The sequence below is a fragment of the Bradyrhizobium sp. HKCCYLS2038 genome (genome assembly GCF_051167655.1).
Classification (GTDB): domain Bacteria; phylum Pseudomonadota; class Alphaproteobacteria; order Rhizobiales; family Xanthobacteraceae; genus Bradyrhizobium.
This window is the reverse complement of the sequence record NZ_JBNPTM010000014.1, coordinates 1-22,315: the sequence shown is the minus strand read 5'-3', so window position 1 is coordinate 22,315 and position 22,315 is coordinate 1. Positions and strand designations below refer to the sequence as shown.

The following is a 22,315-nucleotide window of genomic DNA, read 5'->3' as shown; positions in this document are numbered from 1 at the left end:
AGCGTCTCAGGCGGGAACCGTATAGCGTTTCGCATGCCCGCCGACGAGGGCCGTCGAGCGCACCGAGGCACCCGCGGCGATCAGGGCCGCCTTGATGCTGTCGATGTTCGACGGCGCTTCGATCGACACCAGCAGGGCCGCGCCGTCGAAGGCGGTATCGGGCACCGCGACGACATCGGCGAGCGGTGACAGCGCCCGCGACACCTGCGCATTCCAGCCGGAGACGCGGATGCTCCAGGTCTCGACCTCCAGCACCAGCGCGTCGTCGGCCACGCGCGACACGGCAAAGACCGGCAGCGCTGCCGGGTGATCGGCGCGCTCGATGAACGGCATCCGCGCGATGATCTTTGGTGCGCCTGCGGGCTCGAGCGTGATCCACCACGGTGTGTGTCCCGAGGTCGCGGACACCAGCGCGAGATCGCCCTTCGAATGCGCCGTCGCTTCCACCGCCGCCTGGGCGCTGAAATGCGCGACATAGGGCACGAGAAATCCGAAATGGAACCGGGCGGAGTCGCGCATTGCGGACTCGCCGACCGACACATCGGCATGCACCGAGAACGGCGCCTGCACATAGGTGAAGGTCGAGACGATCACGCGCCAGATGCCTTCGACGGTGTCGAGCGGCAGGATGCCGCGATGGCGCTGCACCAGGCGCCGCATCATGTCGGCCTCGCGCGCCGGGCGGAACGCCGAGCCGACCTCCTGGGTCTTCTTGACCTTGATCAGCCGGTCGATGATGTCGGCCCGGTTCATCAGGAGGTGATGGACCTGCTCGTCGATCGCGTCGATCTCCTTGCGCAGGTCGGCGAGCGAGGGCGGGGCGGGCGGCAGGTTCGACATGGGCGTGGTCACTCTTCGCGGGCCGCGGGGAAACGCGCAGCCGACTGGAACGAATGCCGTTCTCTCCGATGAAGGGGACCTGCGCAACAGCAAGTTTACCTTGTGCTGCCTAGGCTTGGCTGACCTGCAGCCGTGGGGTGCCGGATCGGTCAACCCCAGCTTGCCTTGACGACGAGCGCCCGCGGGACTAGTTTCTGCTCGTTCCGTGGTCATTTGAGCCGGCCGGCTTGCAGCCACGTTAAAAAACTCGCTAAACAGGCCGGGGACGTTATCGATCCCGGCCGAACCCCAGTTCAGGCCGGGTTTTTCATGGCCTGATATGTCACGTGGTTCGGGAGCCCTGGCCGAATGGCCGCGGTGAGAGACATGACAGGCCTGACGCCGAAATCCACATCCGCGCTGCGCACGGTCGCGCCCGAGGAGCGCTCGCACGAGGTCGACCATCCGAGCTCGCTGGTCGCGCAGTTCGGTGCCGACAAGCCGCTCAAGCTCGATTGCGGCGTCGACCTCACGCCGTTCCAGATCGCCTACCAGACCTATGGCGAGCTCAACGCCGACAAGTCCAACGCCGTCCTGATCTGCCACGCGCTGACCGGCGACCAGCACGTCGCCAACCGCCATCCGGTCACCGGCAAGCCCGGCTGGTGGGAGACGCTGGTCGGCCCGGGACGGCCGCTCGATCCGGCGCGCTACTTCATCATCTGCTCCAACGTGATCGGCGGCTGCATGGGCTCGACCGGTCCGGCGTCGCTGAACCCTGCCACCGGCAAGGTCTGGGGTCTTGATTTCCCGATCATCACCATCCCCGACATGGTGCGCGCCCAGGCGATGCTGATCGATCATCTCGGCATCGGCACCTTGTTCGCGGTGGTCGGCGGCTCGATGGGCGGCATGCAGGCGCTGCAATGGACGGTGGCGTATCCGCAGCGCGTGTTCGCCAATCTGGCGATCGCCTGCGCGACGCGGCACTCGGCCCAGAACATTGCCTTCCACGAGCTCGGCCGCCAGGCTGTCATGGCCGATCCCGAATGGGACCATGGCCGCTACGCCGACAAGGGCACGCACCCGCATCGCGGCCTCGCTGTGGCGCGGATGGCCGCGCATATCACTTATCTGTCCGACGCCGCGCTGCATCGCAAGTTTGGCCGCCGCATGCAGGACCGTGAGCTGCCGACATTCTCGTTCGACGCCGATTTCCAGGTCGAGAGCTATCTGCGCTACCAGGGCTCGTCCTTCGTCGAGCGCTTCGACGCCAATGCCTATCTCTATCTGACCCGCGCGATGGACTATTTCGATATCGCGGGCGACCATGACGGCACGCTGTCCGCAGCGTTCCGTGGCATCAAGACCCGCTTCTGCGTGGTGTCGTTCACCAGCGACTGGCTGTTTCCGACCTCGGAATCGCGCGCGCTGGTGCATGCGCTCAACGCCTCCAGCGCGCGGGTGTCGTTCGCGGAGATCGAAACCGACCGGGGGCACGACGCGTTCCTGCTCGACGTGCCCGAGTTCTTCGAGATCGCCAGCGCCTTTCTCGATTCCGCCGGCAAGGCGCGCGGCCTCAACGCCGCCAAGGGGAGCTGAGGCATGAGCCTGCAGGGTGTGCTGCCGCTGAACGGTTTCTCCGGCGGCGAGGTGCTGGCGTATCGGCCGGATCATCTGCTGGTCGCCGGCATGGTCGAGCGCGGCTCCAAGGTGCTCGACATCGGCTGCGGAGATGGTGATCTGTTGCAGCTGCTGGAGAGCCGCGGCATCGACGGTCGCGGCATCGAGCTGTCGCGCGAGGGCGTCAACCATTGCGTCGCCAAGGGCCTCGCGGTGGTGCAGGGTGACGCCGACACCGATCTCGTCGACTATCCCGACGACGCCTTCGACTACGTGATCCTGTCGCAGACCTTGCAGGCGACGCGCCGGCCGAAGGACGTGCTGGAAAATCTGCTGCGCATCGGCCGCCGCGCCATCGTCACCTTCCCGAATTTCGGCTTCTGGCGGCTGCGCCTGCAGCTCCTGGTCGGCGGCCACATGCCGCGCACTGACAACCTGCCCTTCACCTGGTACGACACGCCCAACATTCATTTCTGCACCATCAAGGATTTCGTGCAGCTCTGCGACGAGATCGGCGTCAAGATGGAGCGAGCGGTGGCGCTTGATAGTTACGGCCGCCCGCTGCGCGTGGCGATGCCCTGGTGGTTCTGGAACATGTTCGGCGAGCAGGGCGTGTTCCTGCTGAGCCGGGCGGAGAGGCGGTAGGGGCTCCTCGGCTGGCCGGTGGTGCGAAGTCCGGTGCGCGCACGTCATCCTCCGCTGTCGTCCCGGCCTTGAGCCGGGACCCATAGCCACCGGCCCTGCTGGGACGATGACTGGCAGTTGTGCTTTATCGAGAGATTCCGCGGTATGGATCCCGGCGTTCGCCGGGACGACAGCGAGAGTGTGGTGGCGTCAAGCCAACTCATGACCGCTGAAGTCAGCGCCGCCTGCTGCACGATCTGTCCCACTGTGCATCTCAAACAACTAACGACGTCACGGTACATCCCCGCGGCGCATCCGCGCCCGGGCTATACGTCGTTCACCGCCTCCTGATAACGCAGAGGCGCAGGGAAGGCCGGATGCTGGCCGCACCCATGGCCCGCCTGCAGAAAAAATGCAGGCGGCAGGAACCACAGGTACGAGCCGGAACACCCGGCCTTCCCTGCGCGATGGTTGTACGGCTGCTTCGCGTTCTCCCTGGTGCGCCGGGCTTTCTGGCCACCATCCCCACGAGAAGCGAAAGCTTCGCCGTGAGTTGACATCAGCGTCGGGATGTCAGGACCGCGCGACTTGACCGTGCGTGCCGGAATTGTTCGTCCGCGCGAGATGACTCACGCGCAATCCGACACGCCCACCGCATCCCACCTCAGCGTTCGTGACGACCGCGATACGCCCCTCTTGCTGTGAGGCGGGACGGGCGGAAATCTGCGCCTGATTTGCCCGATGGTGCAAGGGCCAACCTTGCGACAAACCAATACGACGGGCAGCTGGCGCATGGCGCGCATGCGCTGATAGCCTGTCGTGCAGATTCATTTTTCATTCGCGCCGCGCGTTGCAGCGTCATTTGCCTCCGCGCAAGCGCTCCGACATCCGCGTGCCTATGATGTCGCGCATTGGTCGGTGGATTGAGTCCCTCGCGCCTTGCACATGCCGAACGCACGACAAAATCACACGACGGGCATTTGCGCATGAGCTGCGCAAACTGTCCGTCGTGCAAGTTGGGGAGGCTACGGCCCGTGACGCATTATCACGAGAGTTAGAGCAATCCGACCTTGTGCATCATGTCGCGGATCTGCGCCGGGCTCGGGTCTCCGACGGGCGCGCTGGACCGCTCGGCCGCCGTGGTTGCGGGTCCCCTCGCCACCGGACTCGCACCGTTCAGCTTGCCATTGGGAGCCTGCGGCGCGAGCGTTGGCGTCTCGCCGCGCGTCAGTCCCAACAGACGACGCAGAACGTCGAGCGACGGATCGGCCGCGGGCGCCGCCGCCACGCTGCTCTCCAGCCCGAGTGCGCGCATCGCGTTCGGCAGTCCGGCGCCCGAACGGTTCGGGTCGCCGAACTGCAGCGGGGTCGATGTCTCCTTCAGGATCTTGAACAGCCGCTCGACACGGTTCGCGTCGCGAGCTGCGAACGGACCCTTGAAGTCGGGATGATGCGCCAGCACCAGAGCTGCGAGGCCGGTGACGTGCGGTGTCGCCATCGAGGTGCCGTCCCAGGCGCCGAAGCCGTCGGCCGGCAGCGAGGACACGATGCCGACGCCCGGCGCGCAGACATCGATCTCCGGGCCGAAGCAGGAGAACTTCGCCGGGAAATAGCCGTCGCTGCTGCGGAAGCCGTCCAAAGCCTGCTGCGCGTGGAAGCTGTCGTCGGGGAATTCGCCCCATTTGCCCATCGCGGCGACCGACAGGCAATGCGGCGTCGAGCCGGGAAACTGCACGGGTCCCGAGGAGTTGCCGGCGGCGACGATGCAGGCCATGCCGCGCTGCTTGGCGCGCAGGATCCGGTCCTCGATGATCTGCGACGGGTCGCCACCGCCCAGGCTCATGTTGGCGACGTCGATGTCATGCTCCATGCAGTAGTCGAGCGCCGAGACGAGATCGCTGAACCGGCCGCCCGGGAAGATCCGGCAGACGTGGATTTCGGCCGCGGGAGCGAAGCCGCGAATGCCGCCGCCGCTGCCGACCGGACCACCTGCGATGATGCCGGCGCAATGCGAGCCGTGCCCGATGGTGTCGACGGACCAGGCGGCGGGATCGCCAACCATGCTCTTGCCGATCGCGACATTGTGCAGATTGCGATGCGTCGGCGCCGTGCCGGAGTCGATGATCGCGATCTTGATGCCGGCACCGTTGTAGGCGGGCGGCAGGCGGTCGAGGCCCATCGCACGCTGGCCCCAGCCCAGCAATTGCTGGCCCGGAAAACCCTGGATGGTGGCGCCCAGCGGCTTCGCGGCGATGCGGTTGACGCTGTCCGGGACCAGTTGCGGACGATCGAGCCAGAACGTCCAGTAGTCGACACGGGGCTTGATGAGAATCGCGCGGATCGTGTCGGGCGTTTCGCCCTGGATCCTGAGCGTGACCCGGCCGCTGCCGTCGGTGACGCCCTGCACCGGCCATACGCTGCCGAATACGTAGACTTCCGTCTCGGGCAACGGGCCGCTCTCGCCGATCACTTCGATCGTCGTCGCGAAGCCGTCGGCCAGCGGAACGAGAACGCCGGGATTGGGCAATTGATGCGGCGCCGGCAACTGCGGCACGCTCGGATCGAGCATGTAGCTGAGCGGCAGGTCGCGCTCCACAGCGAGCCGCGCGCCGGCCTGGCTCTTCAGCAGTTCGGCCTTGTCGGGCGCCATGCGGGCGAGCACCATCGGACCGAGCGGCGCCTGTCCCGGATCGGCGCTCTGGAAGTCGAGCAGCCGCGGCGGCTGGATGGTCTTGACCACATCGATGTCGGGACTGGCGGTCAGCTGCTGCACGATGAAGTCGGCGCTGAACGTTCCCAGCCCCATCTGCTGGCGCGGGGCGAGGATGTACTGCGCCCGCCGCTGCGACAGCGTTGCGGCGGGCTGATCTGCTACCGGCGCTGCGTTGGCGCTGTTGCTGCGGCCCGCGCCTTGTGCTGCGGCGGGCGGAGTTGCTGCCGCCGATGTCGCAGCTTGCGGCGTGGCGGCTGCTTCGGTGGCCGGCTGCTCGTCCGTTGCGGACTGGGCTCCGGCGCCGTTGCCGGCCGTGTTCTTCTGATCAGAATGCTCAGGTTTGTTTCGTGCAGCCATTTGCGGGCTCCTTCATCCTCATCTCGTCTCGCGCGCGCAGCTGGATCAACCGGCGCCGAAGGGTTTCAGCGAAGCGTTCGGCTCCACCACGATGCTGCGGAAAGTCGATCGGAGTTGATCGGCCTGGGTCTTGGTCATGGAGAGGATGACGACGTCGGGCGCGACCTGCCCGACACGCTTCACGTCCTTCACGCCGGGCGCGCGGCTCAGGTGATCGGCAAGCTGGCCGGATTGGACCGGCTCGCCTTGCACGATGAATTCTTCCGGTGCGTCAGGTTCGGCCATGCGTTGTTCCCTCCATCAAAGATCGGCGGTGGGCGGACGTTACGTGCGCCCACCGCTTCGACTCTCCGCCCGCGACGCTGACGTCGCGGGCTGTTGCGTCAGGTCAGCCGTCCTAGTGCATCGTGCCGGCCTGGCCGTTGCTGAAAGCGCCGGGCGCGGGTCCGAAGTTCGGGGCGCCATAGCCGCCCTGGCTGATCTTCCGCAGCACGTTCCAGAAGCTCTGCAGCTCCATATCGGTCGGCTGCGTGGTCGGAGCGGCCTGCGGACCGGCGCTGAAGATGCCGAGGTTGTGGCCGACGTCGAGGCCGGTCTGCACGCCCTGGCCGATCTTCTTGAGCACGCTCCAGAAGCTCTGCAGCTCCATGTCGGTCGGCTGTGCCGCGGCGGCGGGCTGCGGGTCGGCGCTGAAGACGCCGAGCTTGTGCCCGACATCGAGGCCGGTCTGCGCACCCTGGGCGATCTTCTTGAGCACGCTCCAGAAGCTCTGCAGCTCCATGTCGGTCGGCTGCGTGGTCGGAGCGGCCTGCGGGCCGGCGCTGAAGATGCCGAGGTTGTGGCCGACATCGAGGCCGGTCTGGACGCCCTGGCCGATCTTCTTGAGCACGCTCCAGAAGCTCTGCAGCTCCATGTCGGTCGGCTGCGTGGTCGGAGCGGCCTGCGGGCCAGCGCTGAAAATGCCGAGATTGTGGCCGACGTTGAGGCCGGTCTGGACGCCCTGACCGATCTTCTTCAGCACGCTCCAGAAGCTCTGCAGTTCCATGTCGGTCGGCGGTGCGGCGGGAGCTTGTGGGCCGGCGCTGAAGATGCCGAGGTTGTGGCCGATGTTGACGCCGGTCTGCACGCCCTGGCCGATCTTCTTGAGCACGCTCCAGAAGCTCTGCAGCTCCATGTCGGTCGGCGGCGCGGCAGCGGCGACCTGCGGATCGGCGCTGAAGATGCCGAGGTTGTGGCCGACGTTGAGGCCGGTCTGCACGCCCTGTCCGATCTTCTTCAGCACGCTCCAGAAGCCCTGCAACTCCATCTCCGACGGCTGCTCCGCGCCGGGGACGGCCGAGAGGGGCGCGAAGCTGCCGGCGAAGCCGCCGATGGTGCGGCCGACATCTCCGCCGGTCTTGCCGCCGATCACCTTTCCGATCAGTTGTCCCGCGATCCGTCCGAGAACGGCGCCGAAGATGCCTTCGGGATTCAGTTGGCCGAAATCCTCGTTCGTCTGCTGCATGCCCATAGTGTGTCTCCTCGCTTGTTGTCTGATGCCGAGCGACGCGCTCATTTCTCATCAGGAGCAAATGTTGCGCGACGTCGATCGAGGCCGAGGTTGCGCGTCGAGGCGTGATGCAGGTGTCAAGCGGGGCGTGAATGTGCCGTCAAAATCAATCAGGAGGCGAGGCAAGTTGTCACACGCGAAGCATGCGCCTGATTTCACGCTGCAGTGTTTCGGTTTCGCTCTCGGGCGCCGCTCCGACCTGCTTGCGCAGGATGTTGCAGCAAAAGTCATACTGACGCAGCGCATCGGCACGGCGGCCCTGCTGCGCGTAGCAACGCATCAAGGTGCGATGCACGTCCTCCTGCAGCGGATCGGCGGCCAGGACGCGCAGCGAGAACATCGTGGCGATCTCGACATGCTCGCGGCTGCCGACGTCCAGCAGGCGGGCGATGGCCCGCGTCGCCTGCACCCGCAGTCGCTGGCGTTCTGCCGACAGCCAGGCTTCGAGGGCGCATGAAGTCGAGCCGATGCCGTCCAGCAGCTCGCCGCGGAACAGCGCGGCGGCCCGCGCCATGGCCTCCAGATCGCCCGACTGCAGCAACTGCTCGAACTGCTGCACATCGGTGGTGACGACGCCTTGTGGAATGCGAATGTCGTCGCGTTCCGCCGACAACACCGCGGCGCATTGCGGCAGCACCCGCCGCAGTGTCAGCAGCGCCTGACGCAGGTTGGCGCGCGCGGTGTCGCCGAAGCGTCCTTCCCACAGCAGCGCTGCGAGCTTGCCGCGTGAAATGGCCTGAGGAGAGATGAGGGCGAGATAGCCCAGCAGCGTCGCAGCCTTCCGGCTCGGCATCGCGACCTCCTCGCCGGAGATCTGCCTGATTTCAAGACCGCCAAAGAGATTGATACGCAGCAAACTCATTGTCTCTCTCCCTTGAATGGTGACACGCAGCGATAGGCGCCAGCCCGTGGAGGTCGCGTTCCCCGCGCGAAGAGTATGGGCGGCTGCGGACCGATCGGGTCCGCATCGTGGTCGCCAAACGGCAAGCCGCCGCTATCGTCGTCAACGTCGCAATGAGATCGGCAATGCAGTTAAGTCTTGCCGCATCACGATCGGTTCAATTTTGATTGCAACGCGACAGGTGGTTGTGCCGCCTGCGCTTGCAGTGTGCACGTCGTAGTATCCTGCTTAGAGATAGCCTTACGATCGCCGCGCCAAATGTGAGATAGCCCACACTTTGTCGTGCCGGCATCGGTGATGAAGGGCCGTATGGCCATGGCTCCAACTACGGCTCCAACTACGGCTCCAACTGACAGGGATCGATCGCGATGAAATCCTTCCGCAAGGAACTCTGGTTCCAGACACCGGGACGGCGCGCTTTCATCAACATTACCGGCGACGTCGAGGCGGCGCTGAAGGAGAGCGGCGTGCGCGAGGGGCTGGTGCTGGTCAACGCCATGCACATCACCGCCTCAGTGTTCATCAATGACGACGAGAGCGGGCTGCACCACGACTACGAGCAGTGGCTCGAGAAGCTAGCACCGCACGAGCCGGTGTCGTCCTATCGCCACAACCGCACCGGCGAGGACAATGCCGATGCCCACATGAAGCGCCAGGTCATGGGCCGCGAGGTCGTGGTCGCGATCACGCAAGGCAAGCTCGATTTCGGCCCCTGGGAGCAGATCTTCTACGGCGAGTTCGACGGCGGCCGGCGCAAGCGGGCACTGATCAAGATCATCGGGGAGTAGGGATGTACAGATTTCTGCTCGGCTGGCCGAGGTCGACGATCCGCCGCATCTATGGGAAGGACACCGTGGAATTGTTGTTGCCTTGCCCGATCGACGAATTGAGCGCGCGGCTTGCTGTTGCCATGGACCATGGCATGTTCGGAGCGATGTTCGGAACGCGGCCCATCGTCGGACGAATTCGCGGAAACCACGTCAGGGCGCGTAAGAGGATCAGGTATCGCAACTCGTTCCAGACGTCTCTTTCCGCGGAGTTGATCCCGCAAGCAGATGGGACGTTGGTACGGTGCAGCTTCTCGATGCACCCCCTGGCGATTGCATTCACGATCGTCTGGTTCTCCCCGCTGCTGCTTGTCATCGGCTTCATATTTGTCCACTCGTTGATTCTAGCCCGTTCCGCAGGATTGAGCGCCGCCTTGAGCAGTATGGTCGGCGTGGCATTTCCGACCATGCTCGTGCTGTTCGGTGCGGCGCTCGTCTCCAGTTGCCGCTGGCTGGCACGGGATGAGAAACGCTTTCTGCTCGACGGCATCGATGCCGCGGGGGCAAGGCCGGCCGGCCTGGACCACGCGGTCCACGCCGCCGCGCCCTGGCGAGCGCGATGACACCCATGGACCGTTTCTCCGAACGGCGCCTGATCGGTGTCGTTCCTGGCGCTTCGGCGTACGGATCGCCCGCGCTCGCAATGACGACGCGGATGGCGCGCGCATCGCACGCGACCAACTCGCTGCCGCGCAAGCGTGCTCACGCCGCCGCTTCACGCCGCTACTTCAAGTCGACGATGATGGACGTACGTCGCTGGCAAACACCGCCTTGATCTCCGCGGCAACCTTCGGCGTGTTCTCGTCGAGCACGAAGTGCCCCGCGTCGAGCCAGACCAGCTTCACGTCGGAGAGGTCGTTGAGATAGGCGCGGGCGCCGGGCGGGATGAAGAACGGGTCGTGCTGGCCCCAGACGATCAGTGTCTTCGGGCTATGCGCGCGGAACGCGGCCTGCCATTGCGGATAGAGCGCGACGTTGGTCTTGTAGTTCTCCAGCAGGTCGAGCTGATAGTCCTGCGTGCCCGGACGGTCGAGCAGGGCCTGATCGAGCACCCAGTTGTCGGGATTGACGGCCTCGGGATCCTTGGCGCCGACCAGCCACTGGAATTTTGTCCCTTCGAGACTGAGCAGTTCGCGCGCCGGCGCCTCCGTCTCCGCCGTGCGCTTCTCCCACAGCGGCAGCAGCACCTTCTTCGGCGCCTCGCCGACACCTTCCATGTAGGCGTTGGTGTTCTGCAGGATGAAGCCCTTCACGCGCTCGGGCCGTCGCGTGAACAGGCGGAAGCCGACCGGGCCGCCATAGTCCTGCAGGTAGAGGATGTAGGAGGTCAAGCCGAGTACGTCGACGAGCCCTTCGACATGGGCGGCGAGATTGTCGAACGTGTAGCTGAACGCGCGGCGATCAGGCGCGTCGGAATGGCCGAAGCCGATGTAGTCGGGGGCGACGAGGTGAAAGCGATCGGCGAGCGCCGGGATCAGGTCGCGAAACATCTGGCTGCTGGTCGGCAGGCCGTGCAGCAGCAGGATGGTCGGCGCGGCGGGATCGCCGGCCTCACGGTAGAAGACTTGTCGGCCGTTGACGGTCGCGGTGCGGTGGCGGGTCTGGGTGGTCGTCTGCGTGGTCATGGGCAAGGCTCCTGGTCTCGGATGGCCGGCAACGATTGCTTGTCGCCGTTGCCCCTGGTTCTATGCCTTCCACAATCGAGCGGGAGCCGCTAGATTTGAGAAGAAGCCTCTCAGAATATGGAAGGATTCCATGGATCGCCTGGAAGCCATGGCGGTGCTGCTGGCTGCTGCGGACGCCGGCAGCCTGTCGAAGGCCAGCCGGACGCTCGGACTGCCGCTTGCGACCGTCAGCCGCAAGGTGGCCGAGCTCGAAGCGCACCTGAAGGCGGCGCTGTTGATCCGCTCGGCCAAGGGGCTGGAGCTGACGCCGGCAGGGCGCTCCTATGTCGCGGCGGCCCGCGCGATCCTGGAGCAGGTCGCCGAGGCCGAGCGCGCCGCGGCCGGCGAATATTCCGAGCCCAAGGGCGACCTGGTGGTGACGGCGCCGATCATGTTCGGCCGGATGCATGCGCTGGCGGTGGTGACGCGCTTCCTCGCCGCCTATCCGGACGTCGCGGTGGATCTCGTGATGACCGACCGTGTCGCGCACTTCCTCGACGACCAGGTCGACGTCGCCCTGCGCATCGGGCAGTTGCCGGACTCGAATCTCATCGCGACCCGCCTCGGCAGCGTTCGTCACGTGATCTGCGCCAGCCCCGCCTATCTCGCCGCCAATGGCCGCCCGGCGCGGCCGGACGACCTGGCGCAGCACAGCGTGATCTCCTTTCAGAGCGTGTCGGTGGCCGGCGCCTGGCCGCTCGATGTCGACGGCGCCGAGATCTCCGCCGGCTTCCGCGCGCGGCTCGGCGTCAACACGATCGATGCGGCGATCGACGCGGGCCTGTCGGGCGCGGGGCTCGTGCGGGCGCTGTCCTACCAAGTCGTCGATCATGTCCGCAGCGGCCGACTCGAGATCGTGCTCGAAGCGTTCGAGCCCGCGCCGCGCCCCGTCCACCTCGTCTATGACGGACAGAACCGGCTGCCGCTGAAGCTGCGCGCCTTCGTCGACTTCGCCGTGCCGCTGCTGCGGCAGCGATTGGTGGAGGCGGCGATTTGAGGCTCGTCAAGGCGAGGCAGGAGAGATCGTCATGGATATCGGGAGCCCTTCGGCGCGCGGCGAGTCACGATAGCCCGCTGGACACGCCGCGCGCAGCGACAAATCGGTTCGGCCCGTCGGTTCCGCGGAGGAATCCGAACTCGATCAGTAGCAGGATCGGTCCCACGAACGGTACCAGGCCGACCAGTTGATACCAACCCGAGCGACCGCGGTCGTGGCAACGCTTCGCACCGATCGCCAGGGTTGGCCACAGCGTCAGCAGGAAGAGGCCGAGTACGGCATTGTTGAATGCAAGCGGCGGCACGGCAACGACTATTCCGAGGAACGCTAGCGTGAGTGGCAGGATCAGGCCGAGCCAGAATGCGGACCGGCCAATCCGGCCATCGAACGAAAACAGGAAAAGCAGCAATGGCATGTTGATCGACCGGCTTCAGAGAGGAGCGTAGCCCAAGCGAGCGCTTCCGGCGGCTCGCTCACCGCATCGCGGGCAGGATGTACCGGTTCAACAGCTCGATCTCCGGCACGACCATCTGGACCGATTCACGCGCAGCGTGGAAGACGACGACGGCATCGTACTCGGGAATGACGATCAGCTTCTGGGCGTTGAACCCCAGCGCGGCGGCCCAGGCGACGTTGTGATCGCCGACCGCCGAATGACCCAGCCACCACTGGAAGCCGTACGCGAACGACTTTGGTGCGCTGACCTGTGGGCTGGTGGATTGCGCGATCCACGATGCCGACACCAGCTGCTTGCCGTTCCAGGCGCCGCGGTTCAGCACGAGCTGGCCGATCTTCGCCCAGTCGCGCGGACGCAGGCTCAGGCCGTTGCTCGACATCGGCCGCTGATTGCCGAGCCGGCGGAACCAGTCGACGTCGGTGATGCCGAGCGGACGGAACAACTCGTCCATCGCAAACATGTCGAGTGGCTTGCCCGTCACCTTCTCCAGAATCGCGCCGATGATTTCGCTGTCCAGATTGCTGTACTCGAAGGCCGCGCCCGGCTCGCGGGCAAGGGCCTGCTCGAACGCGTGCCGGTCGGGATCGCGGTCCCGGCTCAACATCGGCGCTGAGACCGACGCGTTCAGGCCGGCTGTCATCGTCAGGAGGTGACGAAGCGTGATCCGTTCCTTCTCCGGCGTGCGCAGTTCGGCGAATTCCGGGAAGAACGACAAGGCCGGCGCGTCGAGATCGCCGATCAGGCCGCGGTCGACAGCGATTCCGAGCAGTAGCGAGACGACGCTCTTGGTCATGGAGTTGCCGACGTGGCGGGTCGCCGCATCGTAGCTGATTGCGTGCTGGCGATTGAAGTAGCGCTCGTAGACCAGGGCGCCGTGCCGAACCACGACAATGGAGTCGACCTCGGAGAGTTGGCCGGCGGCGACGCCGTCGCCCATCGCGCACAGCATGGCCGGGGTCAGGCCCTGCGTCTCGGGTGTCGTGACGGTCCAGCCGTCCTGCAGGCCAGGCGGAGCGTCACAGGGGAAGGCAGCATCGTCGCCGCGGGCGAAGCTGGTGCAGATCGCCATCGCTGCGACCGCGACGAGGACCGCGCGCGTGATCATGCCGTTTCTCCGCGTGAGCTGGTATCCGGATGCCCGACCATAGAGTGCGACCTCCGGCCTGTCGAGCACAGGTGGAAAGCATCGGCCGCGCAACTATGCGGTGATCGACCTCGGGTCGCGCGGTCCCCATCGTCCGGCCTCGACCAGCGCGATGAAGCGCTCGACCGATTCATTGAACAGCGCCGGCTCTTCCAAATTCAGCACATGCCCCGACTTCGGGAAGAACGTCAGGCCTGACGCCGGCAGCTGCCGCTTCAGGAACAGGCTCGGCTCGATGCAGGCGTCGTCCTCGTCGCCGCAGACGATCATAGCGGGCGTCGTGACGCGGCGGATGGCGTCGGCCATGGTGTAGATCGACGGCCGTCCGCCCTGGAATCCGCGCATGGTGTTGGCGGAGCCCTTGGCGTCGTGGCGGGCGAGGGCGGCGTAGAAGTCGGCATGGCCGCGCGGGTCCTTGACCAGGAAGGGGATGCGGCTGGGAGCCTCGCGGGTGACCTTGGCGGTCTCGGCCGATCCCAGCGTCTCGAACTGCTCGGCGGTCGCCCGGCACTGGGCGCGGAACGCGTCGAGATGCTCCAGGCTGGAGCCGGAGCCGACCCCCGCCAGTACCATCGAGCGGATGCGCTCCGGCGCGTTCAGGGCCACCTGCAGCGACGAGTAGGAGCCCATCGACAGGCCGACGAAATGCGCGCTGTCGATGCCGAGATGGTCGAGCAAGGCCAGCGCGTCGGCGTAGAAATGCACGTAGCTGTAGGCGTCGGGCGAGGCCGGCACGTCCGAGGGCGTGTAGCCACGCGCGGAGTAGGCGATGCAGCGGTGGCGGCGCGAAAAGTAGCGCAGCTGCGGCTCCCAATTGGTGTGGTCGGCTGCGAACTCGTGCAGGAAGAGGAGCGGCGTGCCGGCGCCGGCCTCTTCGAAATAGAGGCGAACGCCGTCTTTCGCCGTTGCGTGGGGCATCGTCAGCTCCTCCCGTGTCGCGTGCAGCATCTTCGCTCGTCGCGTGAGGCGCGACAATGCAGCGAGCGGCCGCTTTGCTTTCGCTGCAGAATAAGCCCGGAATTACCCTCTCGTCGCCGCCTTTTCGCCATCGATGGTCATGGTTTGGTCACACCGCGACTTTTTACGGACCCTGCTGGCGGCTTGCAGAGGGGCCGCGCTGAGGACCAGGGGGTGCCAAGTCAGGTACTGGGGGAAGTAACAGAAGGATTGAGTATGGTTGTGTCTACCCTTCGCCGGTCGCTTCACATCGTTGCGCTCACCATGTGCTCGGCAGTGCTTGCCGCCACCGCAACACCGGCTTCGGCCCGTCCGCATCACGGCTCCGGGCATCATGCCCACCGCAGCCACGGCGGCCATCACTACGCAAGATATCATCACCACCGCCGGTCCGTCGCCCGGATGTCGCGCTGGGAGCGCGGCGTGGCGCGGATGCAGGTCACGGGCGTCGCCGACGCGCAGGCCAGCCTCATGATGCCGGGGACGGCGTCCGAGGGCATGGCGTCGTCGGGCGGCTTCGGCGGCGGCAGCAACGTCGTGGCCGCGGCGCGCAGCTACATCGGCGGCGGCAATCCGACCGGGCGGCGCAGCCTGTGGTGCGCGCGCTTCATGAACATGGTGCTCGAGCGCACCGGTCATCGCGGCACCGGCTCGGACATGGCGCGCTCGTTCGCGAGCTACGGCCAGCGCGTCTCCGGCCCGCAGGTCGGCGCCATCGCCGTCATGAGCCGCCGCGGCGGTGGCCACGTCGGCGTGGTCTCGGGCGTCGACGCCCAGGGCAACCCGATCGTCATCTCCGGCAACAACGGCAACCGCGTCCGCGAATCCGCGGTGTCGCGCGGCCGGGTGTATGCCTACGTCATGCCGAACTGATCAGTAGACTCGGCCGTACGTAGATCAGCCGCACCGCCCGTGCGGCTGCCCCTCACCCCGACCCTCTCCCCGTAAGAACGGGGCGAGGGAGCGCACCGTCATCGTGGTGAGAGACTGGCTCTAACAACGCCGTCATTGCGAGCGCAGCGAAGCAATCCAGGGCCGAGCATTCGACTCTGGATTGCGTCGTCGCCTTCGGCTCCTCGCAATGACGAGGAGAGACGGTGACTCACACCAGTCGCGGCTGCTCCAAGGCGAGTTCGTCGCCGATGGCAATGTCGCCGGCCGCGATCACCTCGGCGTAGATGCCGCATTCGGTGTTGCCGCGGTGGTTCAGCAGTGCGGGCGGGATGTCGAGGTCGCGCGCCGCGGTGTCGGGGTCGACGTTGACGGCGGCGCAGCGGGTGGTGGTCTTGACGATCTTCACCCGCGCTGATCCGATCGTTAAGGTTTCGCCGAGCAGCGTCGTCTCGTGCCAGGCCGGCCAGCCGGTGACGTAGACGTTGGCGCGGAAGCGCAGCGGATGCACGGGAGCGCCGACCAGGGTCTCGATCTCGGCGAGCGAGGCGAGGTTGATGATCGACACCACCTTGCGTGCCAGATCCGTGAAGCTGTAGCCGCCGCCCGACAGCAGCTTCGGCGGGCCGCGCAGCTCCTCAGTGAACTCCCTGGCGAAGAACGTCTCGATCGCGGCGCGGCCGTCGGCGCTTTCGAGATCGCCGTGCGCGACGATTTCATCGCCGCGGCGGACGGTGAGGACATTGCTGGCGTCGTCGAAACGGCACTTGAAGCCGGCGAGGCGCTCGTTGCGCATCAGCATCAGATACGCCGTCTTCGGCTTCCAGACCGGCGCTGCTGGATCGAACCCGGTGGGGCCGTTTTCGAGCGCGTAGCGGCGGTCGGCCGGCAGCGTTTCTCCGACCCGCAACGGGGCCGTCTGCAGTGGTTCCGGGGTAAGGCCCTTGACCGGATAGCGGTACAGGCCGGCGATGCGCGCGGGAGGGGGTGGGCTCATGGCGGGGGTCATAGGAGATTCCCGCCGGGGCGGCCAGGGCACACGAATTTGTGAAACCGCCTCTTCCGTTTTGAGGCAGCCTTCCCACATTTCCTCTCAAGCCGGGCGCAAGCCGGCGACGTGGATCATTGCGGCGTTGACCAACCTCAACGTGCGCAGACCGAAACCCAATGAAGATGCTGGAATCGTGCCTTCGGGGCGTCACAGCAGGCTGAGGGAACCATCATGAATATCGACAAATATACCGAGCGCGCGCGGGGCTTCATTCAATCGGCGCAGTCATTGGCGGTGCGCGACGGCCACCAGCAGTTCTCGCCGCTGCATCTCCTGAAAGTCCTGCTCGACGATAGCGAAGGCCTCGCGGGTGGTCTGATCGACCGCGCCGGCGGCAATTCGCGCGCGATCCTGAAGGCCACCGAGGATGCGCTCGGCAAGCTGCCGAAAGTGTCGGGCAGCGGCGCCGGGCAGGTCTATCTGTCGTCCGAACTGGCACGCGCCTTCGACGCGGCGGAGAAGGCGGCCGAGAAGGCCGGCGACAGTTTCGTCACGGTCGAGCGGCTGCTGCTCGGGCTGACGCTCGACAAGAACAGCGAGACCGGCGGCCTGCTCGCCAAGGGCGGTGTCACCGCGCAGAATCTCAACGCGGCGATCGAGAGCTTGCGCAAGGGGCGCACGGCCGACTCGGCGACCGCCGAGAACGCCTATGATGCGCTGAAGAAATATGCCCGCGATCTGACCCAGGCGGCGCGCGACGGCAAGCTCGATCCGGTGATCGGCCGCGACGAGGAGATCCGCCGCACCATTCAAGTGCTGTCACGGCGCACCAAGAACAATCCCGTGCTGATCGGCGAGCCCGGCGTCGGCAAGACCGCGATCGTCGAGGGCCTCGCGTTGCGCATCGTCAATGGCGACGTGCCGGAGAGCCTCAAGGATAAGAAGCTGCTGTCGCTCGATCTGGGCGCGCTGATCGCCGGCGCCAAATATCGCGGCGAGTTCGAGGAGCGGCTGAAGGCCGTGCTGCAGGAGGTCACATCAGCCGAAGGCACCTTCGTGCTGTTCATCGACGAGATGCACACCCTGATCGGCGCCGGCAAGGCCGACGGCGCGATGGATGCGTCGAACCTGCTGAAGCCCGCGCTCGCGCGCGGCGAGCTGCACTGCATCGGCGCGACCACGCTCGACGAGTACCAGAAGCACGTCGAGAAGGACGCGGCGCTGGCTCGTCGTTTCCAGCCGGTCTACGTCACCGAGCCCACGGTCGAGGACACCATCTCGATCCTGCGCGGATTGAAGGACAAATACGAGCAGCATCACGGCGTTCGCATCACCGATTCCGCGCTGGTGGCCTCCGCCACGCTGTCGAACCGCTACATCACCGACCGCTTCCTGCCCGACAAGGCCATCGATTTGATGGACGAGGCGGCGGCGCGGCTGAAGATGCAGGTCGACTCGAAGCCCGAGGAGCTGGACTCGCTCGATCGCGAGATCATTCGGCTCAAGATTGAGCAGGAGGCCTTGAAGAAGGAGAGCGATCTCGGCTCCAAGACCCGGCTGCAGGCGCTGGAGAAGGAGCTCGCCGACCTCGAGGAGAAGTCGGCGGTGCTGACCTCGAAATGGAGTGCCGAGAAGGACAAGCTGTCGAACGCGCAGAAGCTCAAGAGCGAGCTGGATGGCTTGCGCATCGAGCTCGCCAACGCGCAGCGCCGCGGCGAGTATCAGAAGGCGGGCGAGCTGGCCTATGGCCGCATCCCTGAGCTTGAGAAGCGGCTGGCCGACATCGAGGCGAAGGAGAATGCCGGCGAGATGATGGAGGAGGCGGTCACCGCCAACCACATCGCGCAGGTGGTCTCGCGCTGGACCGGCGTGCCGGTCGACAAGATGCTCGAGGGCGAGAAGGACAAGCTGCTGCGGATGGAGGAGAGCCTCGGCAAGCGCGTCGTCGGCCAGTTCGAGGCCGTGCACGCGGTCGCCACCGCCGTGCGGCGCTCGCGCGCCGGCCTGCAGGATCCGAACCGGCCGATGGGCTCGTTCATGTTCTTAGGTCCGACCGGCGTCGGCAAGACCGAGCTGACCAAGGCGCTCGCCGAATATCTGTTCAACGACGAGACCGCGATGGTCCGGCTCGACATGTCCGAGTACATGGAGAAGCATTCGGTGTCGCGGCTGATCGGCGCGCCTCCCGGCTATGTCGGTTATGACGAGGGCGGGGCGCTGACGGAAGCCGTGCGTCGCCGTCCGTATCAGGTCGTGCTGTTCGACGAGATCGAGAAGGCGCATCCGGATGTCTTCAACGTGCTCCTGCAGGTGCTCGACGACGGCCGCCTGACCGATGGCCAGGGCCGCACCGTCGACTTCCGCAACACGCTGATCATCATGACCTCGAATCTCGGCTCCGAGTTCCTGGTCAACCAGCCGGAGGGCGAGGATACGTCGGAGGTGCGCGAGCTGGTGATGGGCACGGTGCGCGGGCATTTCCGGCCCGAGTTCCTCAACCGCGTCGACGAGATCATCCTGTTCCATCGCCTGCAGAAGAGTGAGATGGGCCGGATCGTCGAGATCCAGTTCTCGCGGCTGCAGAAGCTCGTGGAGGAGCGCAAGATCACGCTGTCGCTCGACGACCACGCGCGCGACTGGCTCGCTGCCAAGGGCTGGGATCCGGCCTACGGCGCACGCCCGCTGAAGCGGGTGATCCAGCGCAGCGTGCAGGATCCGCTCGCCGAGATGATCCTGGCCGGCGACGTCAAGGATGGCGACAAGGTCGCGATTTCCTCGGAGGGCAACGTGCTGACCTTCAACGGCAAGGCGCATCGCACCGCGGAGATCGCGACGTTCGAGGCGCCGATCCCGAAGCGCAAGCTGAACTGATCCAAGCTGAACTGACCGACGGCTACTGCCGGGTTTGAACAAGAACGACCCGCGCTGATCGCTCAGCGCGGGTCGTTTGCTTTACAAGGCTTGCGATAGTTTACGACCGAGGCCTACCGGCTCACTTGGATCGGGCCGGCGTCCGACATGCGCGAGGCGCCGTTGCCGCGGCCGGTCATCATCTGGTCGACGCGGTCGCGCTCCTTCTCGAAGCCGGCCATGATCTGGCCTTCGAGTGAACGGCCGCGCGGCAGCTTGACGCGCAGCGGGTCGACGAAGCGGCCGTTGACCAGGATTTCGTAGTGGACGTGCGGGCCGGTCGACTGGCCGGTCGAGCCGACGAAGCCGATGACCTGGCCCTGGCGCACCCGCTTGCCGGGCTCCATGCCCTTCACGAACGCCGACATGTGGCCGTAGGCGGTCTCATAGCCGTTGTTGTGCTTGATGCGGATGTACTTGCCGTAGCCGCCTTCGGTGCCGACCTTCTCCAGCACGCCATTGCCGGCGGAGAAGATCGGGGTGCCGTACGCCGTCGCCCAGTCGACGCCGGTGTGCATCTTCACATAGCCGAGGATCGGATGGCGGCGGCCGCCGAATCCGGACCGCATGATCGCGTTGTTGACGGGCTTGCGGACCAGGAACTTCTTCGCGCTCTTGCCGGTCTCATCATAGTAGTCGACGACGCTGTCGTCGGGGGTCTGGAACCGGTAGTATTTCTTGGTCTCGCCGCCGACCGTCAGCGAGGCATACAGCACCTCGGTTTTGTCGTTGTTGCCCGGCTTGTCGTCGTCGTCGCCGGCATAGAACACGTCGAACGAGTCGCCCGGCTGCACCTTGCGCTGGAAATCGACGTCGTAGGAGTAGATCCGGATCATGTCCTCGATGACCGGCGTCGGCACCTTGTTGCGCATCGCCGTCTCGTAGATGCTCTGGTAGAGGCGGACGCCGGTGCCGTCATCCTCTTCGTCGTCATTGGTGTTGTCGGCGGTCTCGGTGACCGTATTCATGCTCTGCGCGTCGACGGCGACGTATTTGCCGAGGTCCGACAGCGCGGCCACGGCCTCGATCATGGTTTCGTTGGCGACGATGACGCGGAACGGCTGCAGCCGGGCGCCGGGAGCGGGGCCCGACGGCGCCATCAGGATGCGCAGCTTCTCGCCTTCCTTGAGGCCGCCGTCGCGGCCGCGGGCGCCGAGCTGGGCCGCGATCGCCTTGGCCTCGTCGGGCGTCGCGCCCTGGTCGCGCAGGATCGAGGCGACCGTGTCGCCCTTCTTGACCAGGTGGACGCGTTCGCCCAGCGGATTGCCGCCGGTGATCTGGTCCTTGGTCTTGGGCAGCAGGGTCACGTTCTCCGGCACCACGCGGGTCTCGAAACCGGCGTAAGGATCGGGCGCGCTGCCGTCATTGGCGTAAGACAGCTTGAGATCGCCGCTTTGGACGCCGATGGCGGTTGCATCGGCTGCGGCGTTGGCCAGCGAGGCGTAGCGGACGCCGCCATTGTTGCCGCGCCAGTTGGCCGCATCGCGGACCCGCATCACGATCTCGTCCAGCGCCACGGAGGCCGCGATCTTGGCTTTGGGCAGCACGGTCGCGAGATCCTTGGTCACGAACGACACCTCGGCGTCGGGCTCGACCGCCTCCGGATTGTTGTTCGGATCCTCGCTCGAACCCGCCTTGTCGTTTTCGGTATCGCTCAGCAGCCGCTGCGCATTGAACGGCGGGATCTTGGCCGAGAGATCGCTGGTGGTCATCGACAGATTGCCGGAGATCCGCACATAGGGGCGGACTCGGATCAGCTCGCGCGAGCCGGCGCGGGTCACCGTCGAGATCCGCACAACGTTGCGGGCGGCGGCCGCCTCGCTCGGCGGCGGCAGGCGATCACTCTTGCGCAAGGTCGCGACGCGGTCGTTGGCGCCGAACGCGCCGCGCAGCGCGCTTTCCATGCGTTCCGGCATGCGCGCGAACGTCAACTCGCCGTCCAGCGACGCAAAAACGGCGCCGCCGATGAGGGCTGCGCCGCACAGACCGGTCAGAATTGTACCCGAGAACCATTGTACGGAGACGCGACGGCGGTCGATCACCGCGGCCTCGGAGCCATCGACGGATAGCGGCGGCTCATGACCGAGATCGATCATGCCGACCTCGCGTCCAATCCCCCCGCGTGACGTCCGATGGTTCAACCTTCGTCCCCCAAGTTCAAAGTCAGCACCGAGATCACTCAGCTGCCGTTTGGCGTACCGTCTTCGATAAACGGCTCGGAATGATGGCGCGCTTCTGACGGTTCGAGGCATCTGGGCCAGGGGCCTGACGCTTTCGAACCGCTATTGTTCTTCAGGATCTCTCGATGTCGTCTCGGTCGTCTGAGTCAGGCGAAGGGCTCGCCATTTCCTTGATCTGGATCATCCTTGAATCGATGGTGTCCCCGCTGGACCCAAATCAACCCATGTCGATGCTTAACAAATCGTCGCAGGATTGTGGCCCAAGTGGGGCACGATGTCCGCAACAAATCGGGCTTCCTGCCGCTCCCCGAAAAAATTCGCACGATGCGACGATTTCATGAAATTGGTCGTTGACACCCCGATCGGACCCCCCTATACACCCGATCACTGAGCGCGGCGCCGCTTCGGGACACACCGAGGCGAGCATTCGCGCCAATATTGCTCCTCACTTTCGTTGAGTGATGCACAACCGGTAGAACCCGGTTGCTCATTGCCGTCGAAGCAGGTCGAGCGATACCTCTTCAAGAGGGTGGGGCTGCGGTCCCGGGCTGTTTGACAAGTGAAGATGAAGAAAGAGAAACGTGGACGGCGGAGTCCTTGCGGGTCTCGGGATTGAGGGCTTCGGCTTTTGGTTCTGGGATCGGACGAGAAGACTTCGGCGGACAATGTTTCAAAGGTAACACCATGGTCTTTGCGCTGTGAAGCGCGGGA

At 65.7% G+C, this 22,315-nt stretch carries 19 protein-coding genes and 1 riboswitch; of the genes, 7 read left to right on the top strand and 12 right to left on the bottom strand.

Annotated elements, in window-relative coordinates:
* Positions 1 to 6 precede the first annotated feature (6 nt).
* The gene (locus tag ACQR1I_RS34270; protein WP_434870805.1) at positions 7 to 840 is read right to left on the bottom strand and encodes a chorismate mutase; all 834 of its coding nucleotides are present in this window, start codon (positions 838 to 840) and stop codon (positions 7 to 9) included.
* Between the two features lie 195 nt (positions 841 to 1,035).
* A riboswitch (SAM riboswitch) is annotated at positions 1,036 to 1,115 on the top strand.
* 91 nt (positions 1,116 to 1,206) lie between these two features.
* On the opposite strand from ACQR1I_RS34270, the gene metX reads away from it, so the two are divergent.
* Positions 1,207 to 2,421: a homoserine O-acetyltransferase MetX gene (metX, locus tag ACQR1I_RS34265; protein ID WP_434870806.1), complete on the top strand. Its 1,215-nt coding sequence runs from the start codon at positions 1,207 to 1,209 to the stop codon at positions 2,419 to 2,421.
* Between the two features lie 3 nt (positions 2,422 to 2,424).
* Positions 2,425 to 3,087: a methionine biosynthesis protein MetW gene (gene metW, locus ACQR1I_RS34260; protein ID WP_434870807.1), complete on the top strand. Its 663-nt coding sequence runs from the start codon at positions 2,425 to 2,427 to the stop codon at positions 3,085 to 3,087.
* Positions 3,088 to 4,120: 1,033 nt separating this feature from the next.
* Here the strand turns inward: metW and ACQR1I_RS34255 are convergent.
* From ACQR1I_RS34255 to ACQR1I_RS34240, 4 genes are all read right to left on the bottom strand, one after another.
* Positions 4,121 to 6,136, bottom strand: coding sequence for a S8 family serine peptidase (locus tag ACQR1I_RS34255; RefSeq protein WP_434870808.1), 2,016 nt, complete (start codon positions 6,134 to 6,136; stop codon positions 4,121 to 4,123).
* A 45-nt stretch (positions 6,137 to 6,181) separates the two neighbouring features.
* Complete coding sequence (locus tag ACQR1I_RS34250) at positions 6,182 to 6,421, bottom strand: hypothetical protein (RefSeq protein ID WP_434870809.1); 240 nt, start codon at positions 6,419 to 6,421, stop codon at positions 6,182 to 6,184.
* Positions 6,422 to 6,533: 112 nt separating this feature from the next.
* Entirely contained in the window at positions 6,534 to 7,640 is a 1,107-nt protein-coding gene (locus ACQR1I_RS34245) for a hypothetical protein (protein ID WP_434870810.1), read from the bottom strand.
* Between the two features lie 175 nt (positions 7,641 to 7,815).
* Entirely contained in the window at positions 7,816 to 8,547 is a 732-nt protein-coding gene (locus ACQR1I_RS34240) for an AfsR/SARP family transcriptional regulator (RefSeq protein WP_434870811.1), read from the bottom strand.
* Between the two features lie 407 nt (positions 8,548 to 8,954).
* Here ACQR1I_RS34240 and ACQR1I_RS34235 point away from each other — a divergent pair, with 407 nt between their 5' ends.
* Together ACQR1I_RS34235 and ACQR1I_RS34230 are read left to right on the top strand one after the other, a co-directional pair.
* Complete coding sequence (locus ACQR1I_RS34235; protein WP_434870812.1) at positions 8,955 to 9,374, top strand: secondary thiamine-phosphate synthase enzyme YjbQ; 420 nt, start codon at positions 8,955 to 8,957, stop codon at positions 9,372 to 9,374.
* A 2-nt stretch (positions 9,375 to 9,376) separates the two neighbouring features.
* The gene (locus ACQR1I_RS34230; protein ID WP_434870813.1) at positions 9,377 to 9,976 is read left to right on the top strand and encodes a hypothetical protein; all 600 of its coding nucleotides are present in this window, start codon (positions 9,377 to 9,379) and stop codon (positions 9,974 to 9,976) included.
* A 165-nt stretch (positions 9,977 to 10,141) separates the two neighbouring features.
* Here the strand turns inward: ACQR1I_RS34230 and ACQR1I_RS34225 are convergent, their stop codons facing one another.
* Positions 10,142 to 11,038: an alpha/beta fold hydrolase gene (locus ACQR1I_RS34225; RefSeq protein ID WP_434870814.1), complete on the bottom strand. Its 897-nt coding sequence runs from the start codon at positions 11,036 to 11,038 to the stop codon at positions 10,142 to 10,144.
* 130 nt (positions 11,039 to 11,168) lie between these two features.
* On the opposite strand from ACQR1I_RS34225, the gene ACQR1I_RS34220 reads away from it, so the two are divergent.
* Positions 11,169 to 12,074, top strand: coding sequence for a LysR family transcriptional regulator (locus ACQR1I_RS34220; protein ID WP_434870815.1), 906 nt, complete (start codon positions 11,169 to 11,171; stop codon positions 12,072 to 12,074).
* Positions 12,075 to 12,138: 64 nt separating this feature from the next.
* On the opposite strand, the gene ACQR1I_RS34215 is transcribed toward ACQR1I_RS34220, so the two are convergent.
* The 3 genes from ACQR1I_RS34215 to ACQR1I_RS34205 all read right to left on the bottom strand — a co-directional run bounded on the left by ACQR1I_RS34215 (position 12,139) and on the right by ACQR1I_RS34205 (position 14,593).
* Entirely contained in the window at positions 12,139 to 12,489 is a 351-nt protein-coding gene (locus ACQR1I_RS34215) for a DUF805 domain-containing protein (RefSeq protein ID WP_434870816.1), read from the bottom strand.
* A gap of 58 nt (positions 12,490 to 12,547) precedes the next feature.
* Positions 12,548 to 13,636 (bottom strand): serine hydrolase domain-containing protein, encoded by a 1,089-nt coding sequence (locus ACQR1I_RS34210; protein WP_434870817.1) that lies wholly within the window; start codon positions 13,634 to 13,636, stop codon positions 12,548 to 12,550.
* Between the two features lie 93 nt (positions 13,637 to 13,729).
* On the bottom strand, positions 13,730 to 14,593 hold the full coding sequence (locus ACQR1I_RS34205) for an alpha/beta fold hydrolase (protein WP_434870818.1): 864 nt from the start codon (positions 14,591 to 14,593) through the stop codon (positions 13,730 to 13,732).
* 255 nt (positions 14,594 to 14,848) lie between these two features.
* Here ACQR1I_RS34205 and ACQR1I_RS34200 point away from each other — a divergent pair, with 255 nt between their 5' ends.
* A complete protein-coding gene (locus ACQR1I_RS34200; RefSeq protein ID WP_434870819.1) occupies positions 14,849 to 15,505 on the top strand; it encodes a TIGR02594 family protein in 657 nt (218 codons plus the stop codon).
* A gap of 229 nt (positions 15,506 to 15,734) precedes the next feature.
* Here ACQR1I_RS34200 and ACQR1I_RS34195 read toward each other — a convergent pair whose 3' ends face one another.
* On the bottom strand, positions 15,735 to 16,562 hold the full coding sequence (locus ACQR1I_RS34195) for an MOSC domain-containing protein (RefSeq protein WP_434870830.1): 828 nt from the start codon (positions 16,560 to 16,562) through the stop codon (positions 15,735 to 15,737).
* A gap of 183 nt (positions 16,563 to 16,745) precedes the next feature.
* Between ACQR1I_RS34195 and clpB the strand changes: the two genes are divergently transcribed.
* Entirely contained in the window at positions 16,746 to 19,385 is a 2,640-nt protein-coding gene (clpB, locus tag ACQR1I_RS34190; RefSeq protein WP_434870820.1) for an ATP-dependent chaperone ClpB, read from the top strand.
* Between the two features lie 113 nt (positions 19,386 to 19,498).
* On the opposite strand, the gene ACQR1I_RS34185 is transcribed toward clpB, so the two are convergent.
* A complete protein-coding gene (locus ACQR1I_RS34185) occupies positions 19,499 to 21,565 on the bottom strand; it encodes a M23 family metallopeptidase (RefSeq protein ID WP_434870821.1) in 2,067 nt (688 codons plus the stop codon).
* 560 nt (positions 21,566 to 22,125) lie between these two features.
* The coding region (locus ACQR1I_RS34180; protein WP_434870822.1) for a hypothetical protein at positions 22,126 to 22,315 on the bottom strand (190 nt) is incomplete at its 5' end.